22 protein-coding genes and 2 pseudogenes are annotated in these 20,330 nt (G+C 60.0%); 22 read left to right on the top strand and 2 right to left on the bottom strand.

The window, feature by feature from the left end; genetic code table 11:
• Positions 1–16: 16 nt before the first annotated feature.
• The 15 genes and pseudogenes from C7G61_RS32810 to hemN all read left to right on the top strand — a co-directional run bounded on the left by C7G61_RS32810 (position 17) and on the right by hemN (position 14,258).
• Positions 17–1,807 (top strand): nickel-dependent hydrogenase large subunit, encoded by a 1,791-nt coding sequence (locus C7G61_RS32810; protein ID WP_108521715.1) that lies wholly within the window; start codon positions 17–19, stop codon positions 1,805–1,807.
• Between the two features lie 11 nt (positions 1,808–1,818).
• Positions 1,819–2,550: a Ni/Fe-hydrogenase, b-type cytochrome subunit gene (cybH, locus tag C7G61_RS32805; protein WP_420836809.1), complete on the top strand. Its 732-nt coding sequence runs from the start codon at positions 1,819–1,821 to the stop codon at positions 2,548–2,550.
• A gap of 12 nt (positions 2,551–2,562) precedes the next feature.
• Positions 2,563–3,147: a HyaD/HybD family hydrogenase maturation endopeptidase gene (locus tag C7G61_RS32800; RefSeq protein WP_057846121.1), complete on the top strand. Its 585-nt coding sequence runs from the start codon at positions 2,563–2,565 to the stop codon at positions 3,145–3,147.
• A 16-nt stretch (positions 3,148–3,163) separates the two neighbouring features.
• On the top strand, positions 3,164–3,454 hold the full coding sequence (locus tag C7G61_RS32795; protein ID WP_108521711.1) for a HypC/HybG/HupF family hydrogenase formation chaperone: 291 nt from the start codon (positions 3,164–3,166) through the stop codon (positions 3,452–3,454).
• Positions 3,455–3,923: 469 nt separating this feature from the next.
• Complete coding sequence (locus C7G61_RS32785) at positions 3,924–4,742, top strand: hydrogenase expression/formation protein (RefSeq protein WP_244608571.1); 819 nt, start codon at positions 3,924–3,926, stop codon at positions 4,740–4,742.
• Positions 4,739–4,954 (top strand): rubredoxin, encoded by a 216-nt coding sequence (locus C7G61_RS32780; protein WP_108521705.1) that lies wholly within the window; start codon positions 4,739–4,741, stop codon positions 4,952–4,954. The genes C7G61_RS32785 and C7G61_RS32780 overlap by 4 nt, the downstream gene beginning before the upstream one ends.
• Positions 4,944–5,477 (top strand): [NiFe]-hydrogenase assembly chaperone HybE, encoded by a 534-nt coding sequence (hybE, locus tag C7G61_RS32775; protein WP_244608570.1) that lies wholly within the window; start codon positions 4,944–4,946, stop codon positions 5,475–5,477. The genes C7G61_RS32780 and hybE overlap by 11 nt, the downstream gene beginning before the upstream one ends.
• A 137-nt stretch (positions 5,478–5,614) precedes the next feature.
• Positions 5,615–6,571: a hypothetical protein gene (locus tag C7G61_RS32770; RefSeq protein ID WP_338026149.1), complete on the top strand. Its 957-nt coding sequence runs from the start codon at positions 5,615–5,617 to the stop codon at positions 6,569–6,571.
• A complete protein-coding gene (hypA, locus tag C7G61_RS32765) occupies positions 6,564–6,905 on the top strand; it encodes a hydrogenase maturation nickel metallochaperone HypA (RefSeq protein WP_108521701.1) in 342 nt (113 codons plus the stop codon). Before C7G61_RS32770 ends, hypA begins: the two co-directional genes overlap by 8 nt.
• Positions 6,905–7,864, top strand: a complete 960-nt coding sequence (gene hypB, locus C7G61_RS32760; RefSeq protein WP_108521699.1) for a hydrogenase nickel incorporation protein HypB — start codon at positions 6,905–6,907, stop codon at positions 7,862–7,864. The genes hypA and hypB overlap by 1 nt, the downstream gene beginning before the upstream one ends.
• Complete coding sequence (gene hypF / locus C7G61_RS32755; protein ID WP_108521697.1) at positions 7,861–10,128, top strand: carbamoyltransferase HypF; 2,268 nt, start codon at positions 7,861–7,863, stop codon at positions 10,126–10,128. The genes hypB and hypF overlap by 4 nt, the downstream gene beginning before the upstream one ends.
• A gap of 1 nt (position 10,129) precedes the next feature.
• Entirely contained in the window at positions 10,130–10,366 is a 237-nt protein-coding gene (locus tag C7G61_RS32750) for a HypC/HybG/HupF family hydrogenase formation chaperone (RefSeq protein ID WP_108521695.1), read from the top strand.
• Entirely contained in the window at positions 10,363–11,502 is a 1,140-nt protein-coding gene (gene hypD / locus C7G61_RS32745) for a hydrogenase formation protein HypD (RefSeq protein WP_108521693.1), read from the top strand. Before C7G61_RS32750 ends, hypD begins: the two co-directional genes overlap by 4 nt.
• Entirely contained in the window at positions 11,502–12,542 is a 1,041-nt protein-coding gene (hypE, locus tag C7G61_RS32740) for a hydrogenase expression/formation protein HypE (protein WP_057902171.1), read from the top strand. Before hypD ends, hypE begins: the two co-directional genes overlap by 1 nt.
• A 379-nt stretch (positions 12,543–12,921) precedes the next feature.
• Positions 12,922–14,258, top strand: a pseudogene (gene hemN, locus C7G61_RS32735) (oxygen-independent coproporphyrinogen III oxidase).
• A gap of 279 nt (positions 14,259–14,537) precedes the next feature.
• Here hemN and C7G61_RS32730 read toward each other — a convergent pair.
• Positions 14,538–15,059, bottom strand: coding sequence for a hypothetical protein (locus tag C7G61_RS32730; RefSeq protein ID WP_108521691.1), 522 nt, complete (start codon positions 15,057–15,059; stop codon positions 14,538–14,540).
• A gap of 590 nt (positions 15,060–15,649) precedes the next feature.
• Here C7G61_RS32730 and C7G61_RS47270 point away from each other — a divergent pair.
• The 3 genes from C7G61_RS47270 (at position 15,650) to C7G61_RS32715 (ending at position 18,422) form a co-directional block, all read left to right on the top strand.
• Complete coding sequence (locus C7G61_RS47270) at positions 15,650–15,775, top strand: transposase domain-containing protein (protein ID WP_082646342.1); 126 nt, start codon at positions 15,650–15,652, stop codon at positions 15,773–15,775.
• 372 nt (positions 15,776–16,147) lie between these two features.
• On the top strand, positions 16,148–16,687 hold the full coding sequence (locus C7G61_RS47585) for an isocitrate lyase/phosphoenolpyruvate mutase family protein (RefSeq protein WP_108521689.1): 540 nt from the start codon (positions 16,148–16,150) through the stop codon (positions 16,685–16,687).
• A gap of 127 nt (positions 16,688–16,814) precedes the next feature.
• On the top strand, positions 16,815–18,422 hold the full coding sequence (locus C7G61_RS32715) for a carbohydrate porin (RefSeq protein ID WP_244608569.1): 1,608 nt from the start codon (positions 16,815–16,817) through the stop codon (positions 18,420–18,422).
• 10 nt (positions 18,423–18,432) lie between these two features.
• Here the strand turns inward: C7G61_RS32715 and C7G61_RS32710 are convergent.
• Positions 18,433–18,666, bottom strand: a pseudogene (locus C7G61_RS32710) (IS630 family transposase); the annotation flags it as partial.
• A gap of 86 nt (positions 18,667–18,752) precedes the next feature.
• Here C7G61_RS32710 and C7G61_RS32705 point away from each other — a divergent pair.
• The 4 genes from C7G61_RS32705 to C7G61_RS32695 all read left to right on the top strand — a co-directional run bounded on the left by C7G61_RS32705 (position 18,753) and on the right by C7G61_RS32695 (position 20,111).
• On the top strand, positions 18,753–18,992 hold the full coding sequence (locus C7G61_RS32705) for a hypothetical protein (protein WP_108521687.1): 240 nt from the start codon (positions 18,753–18,755) through the stop codon (positions 18,990–18,992).
• A 26-nt stretch (positions 18,993–19,018) separates the two neighbouring features.
• Entirely contained in the window at positions 19,019–19,300 is a 282-nt protein-coding gene (locus tag C7G61_RS32700; protein WP_108521685.1) for a hypothetical protein, read from the top strand.
• Positions 19,301–19,345: 45 nt separating this feature from the next.
• Positions 19,346–19,510 (top strand): hypothetical protein, encoded by a 165-nt coding sequence (locus tag C7G61_RS45035; protein ID WP_190242075.1) that lies wholly within the window; start codon positions 19,346–19,348, stop codon positions 19,508–19,510.
• Positions 19,511–19,871: 361 nt separating this feature from the next.
• A complete protein-coding gene (locus C7G61_RS32695; RefSeq protein WP_145963728.1) occupies positions 19,872–20,111 on the top strand; it encodes a hypothetical protein in 240 nt (79 codons plus the stop codon).
• Positions 20,112–20,330 lie beyond the last annotated feature (219 nt).

Here is a 20,330-nt window from a genome sequence, read left to right as displayed (position 1 = left end):
ATTCAGAAGGACAACGATGGGCACCCAGACACCCAATGGGTTCAAACTCGACCATTCCGGCAAACGCATTGTCATCGATCCGCTGACCCGGGTCGAAGGCCACCTCCGCGTGGAGGTCAATCTCGATTCCGACAATGTGATCCGCAACGCGGTCTCATCCGGAACTATGTGGCGCGGCATCGAGACGATCCTGCGTGGACGCGATCCTCGCGATGCCTGGGCGTTCACCGAGCGGATTTGCGGCGTCTGCACCGGCACACATGCGCTCACCTCGGTACGCGCGGTGGAGAACGCGCTGGGCATCACCATTCCAGAGAATGCTAATTCGATCCGCAATATCATGCAGCTCTGCCTGCAGGTGCACGATCATCTTGTGCACTTCTATCACCTGCACGCGCTGGATTGGGTCGACGTGATTTCCGCCCTCAAGGCCGATCCCAAGGCGACCTCTGCGTTGGCGCAATCGGTCTCGTCCTGGCCGCTCTCATCGCCAGGCTATTTCAAACATCTGCAGATCAGGCTCACCAAGTTCGTTGAATCAGGGCAGCTCGGCCCGTTTAAGAATGCCTATTGGGGGCATCCGGCCTACAAGCTTCCGCCGGAAGCGAACCTGATGGCCTTGGCGCATTATCTGGAAGCGCTCGACTTCCAGAAGGACGTCGTCAAGATTCACGCCATCTATGGCGGCAAGAACCCGCATCCGAATTGGCTGGTCGGTGGCGTGGCCTGTGCCATCAATGTCGATGGTACCGGTGCAGTGAGCGCCATCAATATGGAGCGGCTGAACCTGGTATCCTCGATCATTTGCCGTTCGATCGAATTCGTCGAGCAGGTTTATCTGCCCGACGTTGCCGTGATTGGCTCCTTCTACAAAGACTGGCTCTATGGCGGTGGTCTCTCGGGTAAGAGCATAATGTCCTATGGCGACATTCCCGAGAACGCCAATGATTATTCCGCAAAAAACCTCAAGCTGCCGCGCGGCGTGATCCTCAATGGCAATTTCAGCGAAGTCCTGCCGATCGATCACGGCGATCCCGAGCAGATCCAGGAGTTCGTCGCCCATTCCTGGTACAAATATCCCGATGAAACCAGGGGGCTGCATCCCTGGGGTGGTATCACCGAGCCGAATTTCCAGCTCGGGCCCAACGTCAAGGGCACCAGGACCCACATCAAGGAGCTCGACGAAGGCGGCAAGTATTCCTGGATCAAGGCGCCGCGCTGGCGCGGCAACGCCGTCGAGGTGGGACCGCTGGCGCGATACATCATAGGTCACGCGCAAGGCAAAGCGGAATTCAAGGAGCCGACCGAGAAGCTGCTGAAGACGCTCGATCTACCCTTCGCTGCACTCTTCTCGACGCTCGGCCGCACTGCGGCGCGTGCGCTCGAATGCCAATGGGCCGCGCACCAGATGCGCTATTTCCAGGACAAGCTTATGGCGCATATCAAAACGGGTGACACCGCTACCGCCAACGTCGATAAATGGAAGCCGGAGAGCTGGCCGAAGGAAGCCAAGGGCTACGGTTTCACCGAGGCGCCGCGTGGTGCGCTGGGGCACTGGATCAAGATCAAGGAGACCAAGATCGACAACTACCAGTGCGTCGTGCCGACGACATGGAACGGCTCGCCGCGTGATCCAAACGGCAATATCGGTGCATTTGAGGCCTCGTTGATGGATACGCCGATCGCTGATCCGGAGAAGCCGCTGGAAATCTTGCGCACGATCCATTCCTTTGATCCATGCCTGGCCTGCTCGACCCATGTGATGGGGCCGGATGGCCAGGAAATGGCAACGGTCAAGGTCCGCTAGGGGAGGCGGCATTGCTGGACAAATCTCCGCACGCGCTAACCGCCGCTGTCGCGGCCGACGCGGTACGCTCCGGCCGCAGCGCCGAGCGTGGCGTCGTCTACGTCTACGAGGCGCCGGTGCGGCTGTGGCATTGGATCAACGCCGCGGCAATCCTGGTGTTGGGCCTCACCGGTTATTTCATCGGCAGTGGGATACCGACCATGCCGGGAGAGACAAGCGACAATTTCCTGTTCGGCCATATCCGTTTTGCGCATTTTTTCGCAGGCTATGTGCTCACGCTCGGCTTCCTCTTCCGCATTTACTGGGCGTTCATGGGCAACCCCCATGCTAAGCAGATTTTCTATGTGCCGCTCTGGCGCAAGAGCTATTGGCGCGAGGTGTGGCACGAGATTCGCTGGTACGCTTTCGTTGCGGCCGAGCCAAAGAAATACGTCGCGCACAATCCGCTGGCCCAGCTTGCGATGTTCTTCATGTTTACGCTGGCGATCGCGTCCATGATCGTCACCGGCTTTGCACTGTACGCACAGGGCACCGGCAACGACAGCTGGCAGTACATGCTGTTCGGCTGGGTGTTTTCGATTTGGCCGAACAGCCAGGACGTCCACACCTGGCATCATCTCGGCCTGTGGATGATCGTGACGTTTGCGCTCATCCACATCTATACAGCGGTTCGCGAAGACATCGTGTCGCGCCAGAGCATCGTCTCCTCGATCATTTCTGGCGAGCGCGAGTTCCGCGATTGATTGACGATGCAGATGCCAACTCCGGAGAACACGAAACGGATCCTGGTGCTCGGCATCGGCAATATCTTGTGGGCCGATGAGGGGTTCGGCGTGCGGGTGGTGGAGCAGTTCCACTGCCGCTACGCCGTCCCTGGCAATGTCACCATGCTCGATGGCGGCACGCAGGGGCTCTACCTCGTCAATTTTCTCGAGGAGGCCGATTGCCTGATAGCGTTCGATGCCATCGATTATGGACTCGCGCCCGGGCACTTGAAGCTCGTGCGAGACGAGGAGGTGCCGAAATTCACCGGCGCCAAGAAGGTGAGCCTGCATCAGACCGGTTTCCAGGAGGTCTTAAGTGCGGCCGACCTGCTTGGCCGCTGCCCGCGAGAGCTCGCTCTAATCGGCTGTCAGCCACTTGATCTGGAGGATTGGGGCGGGCCGCTGACCGCTCCGGTGCGCACTCAGATTGCGCCTGCGATCGAACTGGCTTGCGAACTGCTGGCGCAGTGGGGTTCTCCGGCAAAACTGCGGACCGCGCCGCTACCGGAGTCGGAGCGTCTGCTCGCGAACGACATCGACCATGCAAAGTATGAGAGGAGGGCGCGGCCGATCTAGCGGCTCGCCGATTACCATGTGCCTTGGCTTGCCAATGACGATTATTGAGACCGACGGCATGTCGGCGCTTTGCGAATATGCCAATGAACAGCGGCGCGTCTCAGTCATGCTGCTCTCCGAGCCGCCGGTCGGTGCCAAGGTGCTTGTCCATATCGATACCGCGGTGCGGCTCTTGGATGACGACGAAGCGCGGCTGATCGCGGACGCGCTTGAGGGCTGTGATGCGGCTCTCAATGACCACGATTGCGATCGTTTCTTTGCGGACTTGATCGGTCAAGAGCCGCAACTGCCCGAGCACCTGCGCTAGCCTGGTGCCGCCTCCCGGACACGGCCTGCCCATCTTTGCCTATATCAGCGGAAACCAAATTTGCAGCCGAAACAAGGTTCACGCGGAATATGTCGAGCGGGTGCTGATCCGAGCGGGAACGCAATCGCGAAAGAGCAATGATTGGCACGTGCCTTGCTACACCTCATCCAGCAGAACCATGGATTATCAGGGAGGCGGCTGATGGACTTTCAGCCCGGGAAACATGATCTGACGCGGCTCCGTCTGTCCGAGGTGGGGACCGAAAGCGTCGCACAAGCGCGAGACACTCGGCATAATCGCCAAGATCCGGGAGATCTCTATCGACCGCATTGCGAAGCTCATGATCGCCCGCGCGCCAATGGCGCGTCTGTGGACATAAGCATCATCCCTCAGCACACCAACGGAACGTCGTATCATGAAACAGGTTTCCGGGTCGCGCCCGATAGCGCCGAGAAAATGCGAGCAGCCGATGAGCGTGTTTCCTATCGCCGCGGAAAGTCTCGACGCAGCCCATAGCGGGCTGACGGCTGCGGGTGCGCTCGCGAGGCCCGCTTCGCTCAATTGCATCGAGCTGGCAAGGAGCTGTCAGAGTGCCATCGCGCTGTTGTCTTCCGTCGCGGCTGCCGTTGCCGGCCAGAAGAGCGACGTGCCGACGCAGCTGTTCAGGCTCGGGAATCTCAGCGATCTCGAGCGCAAGCTGATTGCGGACGTGCTTGGAGAGGGCGAGCTCGCCGGCGTCGTGGCGCTGCCGGGTGGCCGCGTGGCGCAAATCCAGGAATCGGTACTTGCGGGAATCTGGCGCGTGCGCATCGAGACCGACGCCGCACACGAATATGTCGAGGTCGGTGCGATTCCGGAGATCTTGCGACGCGCCGCAACCGATCTGACGTCGAGCGATCTCATGATCGGCACGGCACCGGACGGCGCGATGAACGTGCTGCCGGTGCTCGCGGAAATCCGCGAGCGGGCACTGGCCTGGCGGCCGGGCATGCGCTCGCAGATCATCAACTTCACCCTGCTGCCGATGAGCCCGGTCGACCTGGCGTTTCTGCAGCAAAGCGTCGGCAACGGGCCGATCCAGCTCATCTCGCGCGGCTACGGGACTTGCCGAGTGCTTGCGACGGGCATCCGGAACGTCTGGTCGGTGCAGTTCTTCAATGCCATGGACACCATCATTCTGGATACGCTGGAGGTCGGCGGCGTGCCAACGGCTGCGTTGGCCGCCGAGGAAGATTTCTGGGATTCCGCCGAACGCCTGCAAGAAATCATCAAAGCTTACTTCGAATGACGAGATTCGAGAATTGTGGCGTCCGGAAGGATATCGCAGACGGCTCGCGCATGGAGTGCGGCATCTGTTGGATCGTCTACGACCCAGCTGAGGGGGATGAGGCGACGCAGATTGCAGCGGGAACGCCTTTCGCCGGGTTGCCCGAAAATTGGCGTTGTCCAAATTGCGATGCGCCCAAATCGAAGTTCATGGCGATTGAAGATGACGTCTGACCGCGAACAGCATTCCCGCACGAGCATGCACGCCGATGCGTCGGCGTGGGGCGAGATGCTGGCGGCAGCCTATCGGGACATCGCGGATCGCACCATGCGCGACCTGCCGATCTTCAACGAGGCCTTGAGCGTCGAAGCCATCGCCTTTCGCGCGCGCGAGGGCAGGGTCGTCGGCATGATGGTCACGCCCTGGTTCATGAACGTGGTCACACCCATGCGTTACGGCACTTCGCAATCGTCTCCGGGCCCGGGATCGAACCTGCGCTTGCGATTTCCGGCCGGCGAGATCGAATTCACCGTCAGTGATCTGGTGCCCGTGGGCTCGATCGCGAGCTACTCACTGTTCTCGCCGATGTTTGAGTTCGAGGATATGGCGTCCGCGCGCGCCACCGCCGAAGCAGCGCTCGCGGCGCTGATGTCGCCGGCCAATCGCGCGGCGTCACATGGGACAGATGCGCCACATATCAGTTCGTTCGACCGCCGGCATTTCTTGCACGGTGTACTGACGGAGCGGCGCGCATGAGCCTCGCCGTCCGCAACCAGATCGATGTTACCGTATCGCTTGCTGGCGACGCAATTGCCGCGGTCGAGATTCTGCCGCGCGCCCGGCCGCCACTGGCGCGGCTATTCGCCGGCAAGCCGGCCGCTTCGTTGCTCAACGTGCTGCCGCGAATCTTCTCGTTGTGTGCCGCCGCGCACCAGGTGGCATTCCTGTCCGCGATCGAGGCGGCGCGCGGCGAAAACATCAGCCTTGCGACGCGGCAGCATCGTATCGCCATGGTCGTTGCCGAGCGGCTGGCGGAATTGCTGCGGGGCCTGTTTGTCGGGCATTTCGCGCTGGATACCACCAGCGCCGCAGCGATCCGCGCCCTGATGGAGGGGGTATCGGCACTTCTCAGCAGCTCAGAGCCCGGCTGCGGCCAGGTTCGACGCGAGGCAACAGCGCGGGTTCCGATTGCGCTGGCAGCGCTTGGCATAACGAACGAAGACGGCGCGCCGACACTCGGTAACCCACTCGCGCTTCGCATCGCGGCTCTCGAGGAAGACGCGTTGAACCCAATGCCGACGCAGCACTCGTTTTTGTCCGTTGCCGACGACCGCGGCGTCATTGAACGGCTGCTCGCGGATGATGCAGGATTTTGCCGTTGCCCCGACCTGGAGGGCCGCATTCCCGAGACAGGTGCGTGGGCGCGCCAAATGATGCGTGATCAGCTCACGCTAGGCCGGTCGGGGCCGGCCGAGCGGCTGAAGGCGAGGATCGCGGAAATCGTGCGACTGCACGCTTGGCTCCGCTCCAGTGCTTATGTTGAAACAGCGGAGGATGGGATCGTCGAAAGCTACAGGCTGGGGCCGGGCCGTGGTGCGGCCGCGGTCGAATGCGCAAGGGGACGTCTCTATCACGCGGTTGAGCTTGATCGTCAGGGGCAGATGTTGCGCTTGGAATTTCTTGCCCCAACCGAGTGGAATTTCCACGCGCGCGGACCGCTTGTCCGCAGCCTGCAAGGCGCGGTGCTGGCCGCGAAACCGCGGGGACTGGGTGCGGTTCGCGCGATGGTCGCATCCTTCGACCCTTGCGTCGGGTTCACTCTCAATTTTCGCGAAATTGGCGATGCATGAAATGGCGCTTTGTGAGGGCATCGTCGAGATCATCGAGGAGGAGGCGCGCCGGCGATCGTTTTCCAGGGTGAAGACCGTGTGTCTGGAGATCGGGGCGCTCAGCCATGTCGCTCCCGAAGCGATGAAGTTCTGCTTTGCGGCCGTTGCCGCGCGGACCATCGCCGATGGCGCAGTTATTGAGGTCATCGAATTGCCTAGCGTCGCCTGGTGCATGGCCTGTTCGAGGAGTGTTGAGATTGCGCAGCGCGATGAGCCGTGTCCCTGCTGCGGCAGCTATCAGCTGCAGGTGACCGGGGGCGAAGAGATGCTGGTGAAAGAGCTGGAGGTCGATTGATGTGTACCGTATGTGGCTGTAGCGAAAGAACGCCCTCCATCGAACGCGCCGACGCGCAAAGTGCGCAAACCCAGGGCCATCACCATGATCATGCGCATGATCACTACGGTCACCACCGTGATCATGTGCATAGCGGTCAAAACGTGCATGATTCTCACCACCATCACCACGGCCATTATCACCATCATGGTCATAGCCATCAACATGCTCAGGGCGGAGGGGCGCTTGTGGATTGCGGTGCCGATCCGGCCGGCTTGAAGATCGCAGGTATGAGCAGCGAGCGAACCATTCGGATCGAGCGCGACATCCTTGGCAAGAACAATAGGATCGCCGCCGACAACCGCGCGCGCTTCCTGACCGATGACCTGCTCGTGTTCAATCTTGTTTCCAGTCCGGGCGCCGGCAAAACCTCGCTGCTCGTCCGCGCCGTCTCCGAACTGAAGGATAGCCGCCCGGTTGGTGTCATCGAGGGAGACCAGCAGACCTCGAACGATGCCGATCGCATTCGCGCCACCGGCGTGCCCGCAATTCAGATCAATACGGGCAAGGGCTGCCATCTCGATGCTGCGATGGTCGGTGAGGCTTATCGCCGCTTGCCGCCGCTCAAGGGCGGTATTCTCTTCATCGAGAATGTCGGGAATCTAGTTTGTCCCGCGGCGTTCGATCTCGGCGAGGCCTGCAAGATCGTGGTGTTCTCGACCGCCGATGGTGAAGACAAGCCGCTCAAATATCCGTATATGTTCGCCGCATCGTCGCTGATGCTGATCAACAAGATTGATCTGGCGCCGGTGGTCGACTTCGATTCAGCCAAGACCATCGAATATGCGAGACGCGTCAATCCGAACATTGAGGTGCTGACGGTTTCGGCGCGTACGGGCGAGGGCTTTGCCGCGCTCTACGCCTGGATCTGGAAGCAGGCTGCGAATCAGAGGCGTCCCGTCGGTGACGCATTGCCATGAGCGCGAGCGGCGACGCCATCATCCGCGGCGGAACGCGGCTGCGGGTGCGCGTCAGTGGCGCCGTGCAGGGTGTCGGCTTTCGTCCGTATATTTATGGTCTCGCTACCCGTTATAGGTTGGCCGGGTTCGTCGCCAACGATCCTGATGGCGTGATCATCGAGGTTGAGGGCGACCTTACGTGCGAGTTTGTGGCCGCTTTGCCACTCGAAAGCCCTCCATTGGCGCGGATCGACCACATCTCCGTTCAGGAGATTGATGCGCTTGCGGCGAAAGACTTCTCGATCCGCGCCAGCGAACACGGGAGGGGCTCGACGCGGATCGTCGCCGATGCCGCGACATGCCAGCAATGTCTCGATGAGTTGTTCGACCCGAACAGGCGCCATTACCTCTATCCCTTCATCAACTGCTCTCATTGCGGCCCGCGCTATACCATCGCCGAACGGCTTCCCTACGATCGCCGCAACACGGCGATGGGGGAGTTTGCGATGTGTGCCGCCTGCGCGGGCGAATATGCCGATCCGGCGAGCCGCAGGTTTCATGCGGAAGCGATTGCATGTCCGACATGCGGTCCTCGGCTCAGTCATGGGATCAACGACATTGCCGCGGAGATCGATGGCGGCCAAATCGTCGCAATAAAGGGGGTTGGCGGGTACCAGCTCCTTTGCGACGCTCGCAACCATGACGCCGTGCAGCGTTTGCGCAGGAGGAAGCAGCGCGACCAGAAGCCGTTCGCGGTCATGGTTGGTTCCGTAGAGCAGGTCAGCGAGATTGCGCAGGCTAATGCCGCCGAGCTCCCACTGCTCGAATCCGTCGCCCGTCCGATCGTCCTCCTGCCGTCGCGCAACAATCTAGCGCCGGCGATAGCCCCTGGTCTGTCGCGCGTCGGCGTGATGCTGCCGGCGGCCCCGTTGCATCACCTCATCTTCCATGCGCTTCGTTCGACAGGTGCATGGCATGGGGCTGAAGGTCCGGTCATTGTCAGCACCAGTGCTAATCCCGGCGGCGAACCGCTCCCGATCGACAACGCGGAGGCGCTGCGCCGGCTCGCGGGCATCGCCGACCTTATTGTGACCCATGATCGCGATATTCTGACGCGCGCCGATGATTCGGTAGTGGCGGTGGTGGCGGGGCGGCGCCAATTCATTCGTCGCGCCCGCGGCTATGTTCCCGAACCGATCCGGCTTGCGAGGTCTGTGCCGCCCGTGCTCGCCGTCGGCGGCGGGTTGAAATCGACCATCACGGTCACACGGGGCAGTGAGGCCTTCGTCTCCCAGCACATCGGCGATCTCGATACGGCTGAAGGCTTCCGCTTCTTCGAGGAGACGATCCGGCACCTCACATCGACCCTCGACATCGATCCTGTCGTCATTGCCCATGATCTGCATCCCAACATGGCGGCCACCCGCTTTGCGGAAGCAAGCGGCCGCGCGCTGGTCGCTGTCCAGCATCACCACGCGCACGCTGCGGCCGTCATCGCGGAGCATGGCCTTGCCGGGCCTACGCTCGCCCTTCTCCTCGACGGCCATGGTTATGGCTCCGACGGCGGCAACTGGGGTGGCGAACTCTTGTTGTGCGAAGGCGCCGGGTTTCGACGGATCGGGCATTTCGCGCCGTTGCAAATGCCTGGCGGAGATCGCGCAGCCCGCGAGCCTTGGCGCATGGCGAGCGCAATACTTCACTTGTTGGGACGGGAAAACGAAATCACGCTGCGCTTTGCAGCACAGCCTCAGGCCGAGCGTCTGCCGTCATTGCTCGATCAGCCCGGCGTGGCGACCACGACCAGTGCGGGCCGACTGTTCGACGCAGCGGCGGCGCTGCTGGGGATCGCGACTTTGCAGAGCTATGAGGGCGAAGCCGCGATGAAGCTCGAGGCGCATGTGCGGCGGACTGCGGTGCTTGAAGCGGGCTGGATTATCGATGGCGACGTGCTGTCCTTTCGCCCGCTGTTTGCGCGTTTGATTGCAGACAACGTCGGCGCCACGGAGGGAGCCGGGCTGTTTCATGGCACGTTTGCCGCTGCCTGCGTTGACTGGGTCGCGCGCGCGGCGCGGACAACTGGCGTTACCGCCGTCGTTCTGAGCGGCGGCTGCTTCCTGAACGCGGTACTCGCGGATGAAATCGAGCGCGGCTGCATTGCGGCCGGCCTCACTCCGCTGCTGCCACGGCAGGTTCCGCCCAATGACGGTGGCTTGAGCCTCGGACAAGCCTGGATAGCCGCTCTGCAGATTGCAGAACGGCCGTCAGCCCTGGAAGGAACAGCCTAATATGTGTCTCTCGGTACCAGCTGAGGTCGCGAAAATTCTTTCTGATGACATGGCCATCGTGTCCATCGACGGCATCAGCAAGGAGATATCGATAGCGTTCATCGACGATCTCGCGGTGGGGGACTACGTCCTTGTCCATGTCGGCTATGCCCTGGCTAGAATTGACCCGGCGGAAGCCAAGCGCACGCTGCAGCTCCTACAGGAGCTGGGCAGCGTGGGGCAGGACCTCCAGTCATGAAATATGCCGACGAATTTCGCGACAAGACCATCGCGCGGGGGCTAGCGCGTGTGATTGGCGCCGAAGCCGATTCGCAAAGGGAATATCGGTTCATGGAATTCTGCGGCGGGCACACGCATGCGATTTCCCGCTATGGCCTGGAGGATAAGCTGCCTGCGAATGTTCGCATGATCCACGGGCCGGGTTGTCCCGTCTGTGTTCTCCCCGCCAGCCGGATCGACATGGCGATCAGGCTCGCCGAGCAGCCGGAGGTCACTCTCTGTGTCTATGGCGACCTAATGCGCGTGCCCGGCTCGCAGGGAAAATCCCTGCTGAGCGCCAAGGCGTTCGGCGCCGACATTCGGATGGTCTACTCGACGCTCGATGCGATCCGGATCGCCGAACAGGCGCCGAATCGAGAGGTGGTCTTTTTTGCCATTGGATTTGAGACCACGACGCCGCCGACAGCGGTGATGATACGGCTTGCCGAGAAGAAATGGCTGAAGAGTTTCAGCGTGTTCTGCAACCACATGCTGACTCCATCGGCGATGCACAGCATTCTCGAGAGTCCCGATATCCGCAATATCGGGCGGGTCGAAATTGATGGCTTCCTCGGGCCTGCGCATGTCAGCACCATCATCGGCACGGAACCTTACGAGGTCCTCGCAGAACAATTCGGCAAGCCGATCGTGATCGCGGGATTTGAACCGCTCGACATGATGCAGGCGATCCTGATGCTGGTGCGGCAGGTGAACGAAGGCCGACATGAGGTGGAGAACCAATACAGCCGTGCGGTGACTCGGAAAGGCAATCGGCGCGCCCAGGAAGAGGTGTCGGATATCTTCGAATTGCGTGACCAGTTCGAATGGCGCGGGCTCGGGCTCGTACCCCATAGCGGACTAAAGCTAAAGCAGGCTTACGCTCAATTCGACGCCGAGATGCGTTTCACGATGCACGAAGTGCGCGTCGCCGATAATCCGGCGTGCGAGTGCGGGGCCATCCTGCGCGGCGTGAAGAGGCCGGTTGACTGCAAGCTGTTCGGAACCGTCTGCACGCCGGAAATCCCGATGGGATCCTGCATGGTCTCATCGGAAGGCGCCTGTGCCGCGCAATGGACGTATGGACGGTTTCGCGATTATCGGTTGAGGCGGGCGTGATGAGAGCCTATCAACGCAAGCTCGACATCAAGAACGGACGGGTCGACCTGTCCCATGGCGCCGGGGGACGCGCCATGGCGCAGCTGATCTCCGGCCTGTTTCACGAAGCCTTCGGCAATGAATGGCTCGCCCGCGGCAACGATCAGGCGGCCTTCGATGTTGGCGCCGGCAGGATGGTGATGACGACCGATGGCTATGTGATTTCGCCGCTGTTCTTTCCCGGCGGCAATATCGGATCGCTCGCGGTGCACGGCACGATCAATGATGTCGCGATGGGCGGCGCGCGTCCGCTCTATCTGTCGGCAAGTTTCATCATCGAGGAGGGCTTCCGCTTTTCGGATTTGAAGACGATTGCGGATTCGATGGGCGAGGCCGCGCGCGCCGCCGGCGTTTACATCATCACGGGCGACACCAAGGTCGTCGAGCGCGGGAAGGCGGACGGCCTGTTCATCTCGACGACGGGGGTCGGGGTTTTAGCCGATGGGCTCGATCTCTCCGCCGAGAAGGCAAGGGTCGGCGACCGCGTGCTGGTCTCCGGCAGTCTCGGCGACCATGGTACGGCGATCATGTCGAGGCGCCAGAATCTCGCTTTCGAGACCGAGATCGTCTCGGATTCCGCAGCGCTGCATGATCTCGTAGCCCTAATGGTTGCGGCCGGTGGCAGCAGCATCCGGGTGATGCGCGACCCCACGCGCGGCGGTCTTGCGGCGATGCTCAACGAGATTGCGCATCAGTCGGGCCTCGGGTTCCACCTGCAGGAAGAGGCCATTCCGGTGAAGCCGGCGGTTGCCGCCGCCTGCGAACTCCTTGGGCTTGATCCGCTACATGTCGCCAACGAGGGCAAGCTCGTTGCCATCGTGGCGCCTGACATGGCCGATGCCGTGCTTGCAGCCATGAAGGCGCATCCGCTCGGGTGCGATGCGGCTGATATCGGCGAGGCCGTAGCCGACAATCATCAGTTTGTGCAGATGTCAACCAGCTTTGGTGGCGGGCGAATTGTCGATTGGCTGTCGGGCGAACAATTGCCCCGGATCTGTTGAGCGCAATCGCACTTCTGCCATTTCGTTGTTGCTTTGAGGAGATCGCCCTGCGCTTCTCATGAAGCGCTCGTTCGCCTCGAGCGCATCAATCAGACCGAACATGCGGGATGGGACTCGAAGCGGAACGGCGCGCACGTCGATCCTCGACATCAAGCCCTGCTCTCAACATCAGTTGTGTGATAAATTCCTTCTTCTCACAATCATTAAATGAGTGTCAGGGAGTGGCTATCGCTCCCGCTATCATGCTAACTGGTCTCCTTAGCATGGACATCGACGGAACGCAGATTTCGCGGCTAAAGCGGACCGATTGATATGGCGCAAAGACACAGGGGAGCGCAGCGGTTAGGGTGATGCTGATATAAGCGTGGGATAGTAACCGTTGCAGGCCTCAATCCTGAAAAAGTATTGCGATGCCCGCCTGCCTTGGTACACCATCTATCCAACTGTACCGGAGTTCTCCCCGGCTGTCGGTGCACAGGATTGTGAGAAATGGCTGAGGCGCCTGCCGGCTGACGACTCCGTGTCGCTCTATCTCCACATTCCGTTCTGCCGGTCGATCTGTTGGTATTGCGGCTTCCCTACGGCCATCACTCGCCGGGTTGCGCCGATCCTCAATTATTTGTCGGTGCTGCGCGAGGAGATCCGGTTGGTCGCGGAGCAAGCGCCGCAAGCGCTGCCCGTGAGCGACGTGCACTTCGGCGGCGGAACGCCGACCGTCATCGAGCCAGCGGAGTTCCTGGCCCTGATGGAACTCCTGCGCCGCCGCTTCGCGTTCAGGAAAACGGCTGCGATCGCCGTCGAGATCGACCCGCGCACGTTCACGGTCGAGATGGCCGAAGCCTTAGGAGCAGCCGGCGTGAACCGCGCGAGCCTCGGCGTGCAGAGCTTCGATCCCATTGTTCAAAAAGCGATCAACCGGGTCCAGAGTAAGGCGCAGACGGCCGCTGCCGTCGAAAATCTGCGCCAGCACGGAATAAGCCGCATCAACTTCGACCTCATTTTCGGTCTCCCAAATCAGACGGTGCAGTCCTGCGTCGAGAGCGCGACGACGGCGGTGGCCATGCGCCCGGACCGGCTTGCGGTTTTCGGCTACGCGCACGTTCCTTCGTATATGAAACGTCAGCGCCTGATCGATGAGGCAGCGCTGCCGGGGACAACGCTGCCCGCGCCGAACAGGCCGCGGCCGTGGCCGATACGCTTGTCGCCGCCGGCTATCACCAAATCGGGCTCGACCATTTCGCCTTGCCGGACGATGAGCTCGCGCTGGCGCAGAAAGCCGGTCGCCTGCGGCGTAACTCCTTGGGTTACTCGGCCGACACCTGCAAAACCCTGATCGGCTTCGGCAGGTCGGCCATCGGCCGTCTCGGCGACGGTTACGTCCAGAACGATGTTGCAACAGGCTCCTACAGCCGGCACATCAGAGCTGGCCGTCTGGCGACGTCAAATGGCTACCGTCTCACCGATGAAGACCGCGTCCGAGCCGCGATCATCGAGCGGCTGATGTGCGATCTGGAGGCCGACGTGCCGGCAATCTGTGCCGCCCACGGAGTTTATGCGATCCCTTTTCTCGAATCAGCTGAACGCTTGTCGATGCTCGCCGAGGACGGGGTAGTCGACATCGAAAAGGGTTTCATCCGCGTGAGGCAGGAGCACCGCTTTGTGATTCGCGCTGTTGCTGCCGCATTCGACGCTTATCTCAACCGTTCACCCTATTAGCACAACAAGCAGCGTGAGCGGATCCAAAAGCATCACCGCTCGTCGCTAACAGGACGGCGCCTCGACCATGTAGTGAAATGGTTCTGTGGAATCTGATCCAGACTGCCGTCGGCTGCGGCAACGATGGCGACGCCGCTCGGCGAGCGTCACGTTGGAGACCCCGGCACTGCCGTAAGCTTTGGGCACCGTAATCGCCCGGCAGGCCCAGCTTTGCAAGAAACGATCAACCGCGTCGAGCAGGTGGCGGGCTGGACTAGCCTGTAGCACTCTGGGATGTCATCAAGGCTCGTCAGGCTTCGGTCCTGAGACCAGTGGCGCGCCCCCGACGGAAACCGGCCCTTGTGGTTTCGACGAGCGCACGAGTGTCTTGGCCGGCTCCGACACGGCATGGCCAGGCGTCGGACGAGGAACATGAGGAGGAGAAGCCGTGGGTGCGGGATTCTGCAATGAGTCGATTCGTAAAGTCAGCGCTGCGATTTGATCTGAGATTCGTGTTAAATCGGCCAGCTGGGCACTGATGCTGCGGTTGAGTTCGGCGAGCTCGTCGCTAGCCTTCTGTTGTCCCGACTGAATCTCCGACAGGGCCGCCCGGTCCTCCGGTGACAAGCTTGGCATTGTGGCGACTTCACGGGCGGCCGCCACCGTCTCGACAAATTGTCCGACGTTGGTCCAAAAATAGGCTCCTGCAGCGCACAGGCCAACGAGGACAACCACGAGTAGTAAAAGCCACGAAACGCGTCTCGACGACGTGTGCAATACCGGCGGCAAGTCCGAACCGGCCGTTTGATCCATCATCTCCATCGTCCCTCGCTCGATGTCCGGGTCTGTGTTGGCTTTTCTCGTTGACGCGCTATCACACGATGGTCAAGAGCTGCAGCGAGCCGCGACCATCGACAAATCGTTATCCGCAACGTTGACCTCATCGCTTGGTCATCCAGTCCTATGATCGGTTCGATGTGACACTTTTTGCGCATGGCCGGCTCCTACATCATAGCGCCACCGCAAAGCAATAGTTCTCGTCTTCATCGGCCATGGCGCAGCATTTCCTCGCATTCAGAAAAAGCCTGCGAACAATCTTCCATTTGCCGGCACCGAATGCGAGCCAGTCGTTATTTCCTGAATTATCTTTCAGGCTCGTATCGAGCTAGTCATCGCCACTTGCCGTGGCCCGCAAGTCCATCCCTTGACGAGACGCGCCACTTAGAGCTCTACGAGCTGCCCGTGGGTCCACTCTTCACGCGCCGGAATAGTCGGCTCATGCCCAATTACTCTTCAAGCTATCCTGGCCTGCGCAGTCGAATACGGAGCACAACGCCAACTATGTCGAGCCCAATTGCACAGAAAAATCTTGGGGAAAACAAACCGTTCGGCGAGTCCGGCGGTCGGCATAAATCTGCAAGATCAATGACGTCGGTCCTCTCGCCTACGTCACCGACATCCTGAGGATGATGGTCAATGGTCACCCGAACGATGAACTCGGCCAACTTCTTCCCTGGGCCGATCCGGGCAACCCCTAAAAGCCGTCGCTTGAGAACGACGCTAATGATGCAGATCAACAAATCGCGGTTTAACTGCGTTTCCGCCGAGAGATGGGCGCGTAAAGAGCTGAGCGGCTGCAGCGCTCACGAGTGACCGACGCCCGATTTCCACTGGACCGATGCCAGCGTCGCCAGAGTTCGTCTAGTCGCCGAGGGGCCTCACCCCGAGCAGCGAAACAGCCACGATCCGTGCATCGACAGGCAACGCCTTGCGACCCAGTCAACTACCAACGTTAGCAGTTGGAGGAGATGACGGACACATGGCAATCGGCGGTTAATAAAGGTCGCGCGGGTCACACGTCAAGGAACTGGGATGCAATATAGAACTGGCCGCTCCAACGGCCCTGATGGATGTGCCAACGCATCTGCGGCTATCAAATCGGCTCCAACCGCGATCTCTCCTTTCTTATGCGAGCCCATGATGGACCTTCTGGCGCGATCGCCGAGCGCACAGGTTTCAACGGTCTCTCGGCTTCGGGCCTGTCAGTTGCCTCGTCTGTCGGCTACCGCGATGCCAGTGAAGCATCATGGAGCCAACGCGTCGTCGCTGGCGCGCGAGCCCTGCTTTCTGATGACTGCTATCTTCTCGAAGGAGACGTCTTCTTCGATCAGAATGCTGCACGGCCGAAATCCTCATGCTTGTGGTGGAAGAGGCGGGTCGTTCGCAGTGTATTGGTGGCGGCGCCGTCCGCCCGTCGCCACTATCTCGCCGAGCGAAGGCACCGAATAGAGCCGGCCGCTGTCGACACCGAGGCAGCGCAACAGAACTGCGTTGGAACAGTCGATTGGCTTGGCCGCGGTATGGCGTGCTCGACACGTGCGTCGCCGAAAGCCAATCGCGTGGCGGCCGGTGACGAGGTCGGGAAGGCTCAGCGGGTATCGCTGAGATAGACGGGCCGATTGCTGCCAAGCATCAGCCCCGGAGCCTTCAGACATTAGAAGGTTGGGGGTCAGCTCCGGGCCAATCAGGCCGGAGCGTAATCCATTCAAGACTAGCAATGCGGACGCGGAGTTCACTATGCATGGTTACTTTGTCGTGGCGACGGCTGCGGCACACGTTGTCAGCTTTCGATCAACTACGAAGCACAGAGGGCTGGCTATCGCACTCTCCCTGGCAGCGAGCCTCGTCGGCAGTTCGGCGCTGGCACAGACTGCCAATGGGCCTAAGCCAAAACGCGACATTCCAGATGAGGTTGCTAAAAGAAGAATTGAGATGGAGTCCGATTCGGTCACAAAATTCCGAAGCCGCCAGCTCAAACGAGCAACGCTTCTCGTCGGTAATTCGGCGCTAGCACAAACTGCCAGTTTGCCTTCCGCAAAGCGAGACAGTGCGGATGAAATTGCTAAAAACAGAACTCAAAAGGAGATCGACCCATTCGCAAAGTTCGAGAACCTCCGCGAAAAAGGTATGTGGCTCAATATCCCTGGTCCTGCCGATACGATAGATCACGATAAAGGCGGCGTTAGATCCGCGCTGGCAGAGGTCGGGATCGGCTACGTTGGCGGGACAGTAATCAGCCTCGTAGACAATCAACTGCCAAATGCAGCCAGTGCCACCACCGCCAATCAGCTATATATGGGCCAGAATCCGACATTTAGTACCGTAAATTTCATGATTGTGACCTACGATCTCAGCCGCTTTGGAATTCCCGATGGTCAGATCGTCGTGGGAGCCGAGCAGCAGTACTGGACATGGAAACCCGGAGGGCCAGATAGAGTGGGTCTCAATACATTGGCCTATTACCAGACGTTTTTCGACAGGAAACTCGAACTCAAAATGGGTTACCTCAGAAATGTAAATGAGTTCGCAGGCACATTGGTCGGAGGGAACGCAGGAGCAAGCGTTTTGGCCCCCTCGTCGAATATTTTGTATCAAGCTGGCATGAGCAACAATGCCGCGCCTACGCCAGCTCTCAACGTGAAGTACAATTTTGATGATCACCTATATGACAAGGTCTCAATCCAGCGCTCAATCAGTCCAGACGGTCAGTATGCGCAGATCACCGAAAATCCCACCGGCTTAAGCTGGAGCACGGCCAACGCGGGCATTCTTTTGCTTGATGAAATTGGCTACAAGAACAAAGCTGCTCCGGGCTTACCCGAGACCTGGTTGCGGGCGGGCGCCGGTTTCAATAACAGCACCTACAAGAACTTGCAGTATCAGCAGCAATCGAGAGCCGACGCGAACAGCGTCTACTACGTCGCAGCGGACAGGCAACTCTGGCAGTCTGATGTCCAGGGCTCGGCATATCGTGGTATCTATGGTGGTTTCTCTGTAATGTACGCTCCACCTGACCTAAATAAAGTCAGTCAATATTACGAGCTTCGTCTCTATGCGAAGGGACTGTTTGACAGCCGGCCCAGTGATCAGATTGCTATTGTTGCCACTAACACCGTCTGGAGCAACTTTGCAGTGGACGCTGCCTTGGCTAAAGGGAATCTCGTGCATCGCGACAGCACAGCGATCTTGGGCACCTATACCGCGCATCTGGCACCCCGGGATATATGCAAGTGTAGGACTGGCATACATCAACAACCCGACGAGCATTACACGCACGCGCCAAACGGGACATGCTCTGAATTTGTTGGTGTCTACCTCGATATTCTTCTAAGTCCTCAAGGCTAGTCACGTGACTCTAAAGTTCGGCACATAAAGTCTCCTGGGCTTTGTGGCAGAAGCGTTTGACGGAAGCCAAAATCTGGTACGCCGACTTGGTCCATTTGAAGGGCTTCTGATATTTGTTGTGCTGGTCGATGAAGGTACGGCTGTCGGCCTCGAGCTGCCTGACGGAGGTGTGGACACCTCGCTGGATCTGCTTTCTGGTGAGTTCAGCGAACCAGCGCTCGACCTGATTGATCCATACAGGGCTTCGACGTCTTGTCGGTCGGAGCACAGTTCGGATGGCGAGCGATCCTTGAAGCAAATCGCCGTAGAGGGGCTGCCGGGCGGCGAACGTTGAAAAAAGCCCTCGCGACCACGCGTGCGGTTCTCAAAGATCAATGCGAGGAGGAAGCCGAAGATCTTGGCTTGCCGGTCCGCGGTGCGATTCAGGCAATGCGTGCCACTCACGAAGCACGAGCCGCGCAGCGCAATGTTGAAGCAGATGAAGCCGAACGGCTGAAGCGTTTGGAGCGGTTGAACACGATCACGCCCCTGTCAAACGCACCGATCGGCGAGCACATTCGAATTGGATAGAGACGCCGCACTCAAGCCTCAACGGGATGGCACCGCGCGAAGCCGCAGCACAATCCGCCGGACTTCTCGAAAACGCGACACGCCTGCTGCACAATTTCGCGGCGGAGTTTGCGAAGACGGCGAAATGGGTCGATGAGTTGGAGCGGGAAGCGTCCAAGCTGTTTCCACGCCCCGACAAGCTTTGTCTCTATATGACAGTCAGCGATCCGGACCTGCCGGGACTGGCCTCGCCAAGCGTCTACATCAAGGAGGAGCAAACGATGCAGCAATGTCTCGTACTTTTGAGGCGTCGTTTTGGAAAGCGGTAGTGTCGCCTATCGCACGGCGCCAACGGATACGAGGGTCGAGAGCCTGTGAAATTCTTTTCGACTATCATCGAACAGTTGGACATGGCGGTTGCGGAGATTGCCGTCGATCAGCCGATCCACAGCCGCTTCGCGCTGATCCTGATCGATAACGCCACGGAATTGCTCATTCACCGATCGTGCAATACGCTGCCCACGGCGCCGAAAAGATAAGACTCCGCTTAGTCCCAAGATGCGTCGCGAGGCGACGGGTGATTACTTCGAGCCGAAGCTGGCCGTAATGAGGCATGTGGATGCAATCACGGAGGATGAAAGACGCTTCATTGCGATAGCGCATGCCTATCGTAATGAACTGTATCACGTCGGATTGCGCCACGTTGGGAATGTCGCTCAAGACCGAACTGATGCAGCGGATCGGACGCATCGAAAAGCACTTCAATTACATCAGTCGTGATCTTGATGGGAGACACCGCCGGCTGCGACGCTGGAAAATCTCCAATTTGCATACGATCATAATTCCGCGCTTCGGAAGAAGAGTGGCGAGAACATTTGGATTCCATGGGACGCGCCGTTCATGCAGGGCCATAAAACGCGTCTCATGGCGACGTGGAAGCGACGGTACTCGACTGTGCCCATTGTTAAGTGGCGGCAGAAGGCGAATCTCATCGGAAAGGAGACGAATTGGCTGCGCGCAGCCGCGGCGCATGATGATCTCAACCGGCAGATGGATTATTTGGATGACGCTATCACCGAAGCGCTTTCTGAATTTGATGGCTGGGTGCAACAGCAGATCGACCGGGCGCGGGGCAAGTGAGCTGTGCGATGAGCCGAAGTGGTAGTGGCACCTCAGGTCCTTCCCGCGGAGGCCCGGGTCAAGCGACGACAGCGCCACCTCAGGGCACCGGAATTCCATGACCGCACGACGGTGTTCCCTGAGGGGCGCTAGTCCTGCAGGGCCGGATCATCAGCGGCAGCAGCATGCGGCGAGTATGGCAGATCGGGCCATTGACCGAGGCCGGCTCGTTTCACCCGC

This window comes from Bradyrhizobium algeriense (assembly GCF_003062295.1).
GTDB classification, from domain to species: domain Bacteria; phylum Pseudomonadota; class Alphaproteobacteria; order Rhizobiales; family Xanthobacteraceae; genus Bradyrhizobium; species Bradyrhizobium algeriense.
The sequence above is the reverse complement of the archived record's forward strand: the minus strand, read 5'-3'. Positions and strand labels throughout refer to the sequence as shown.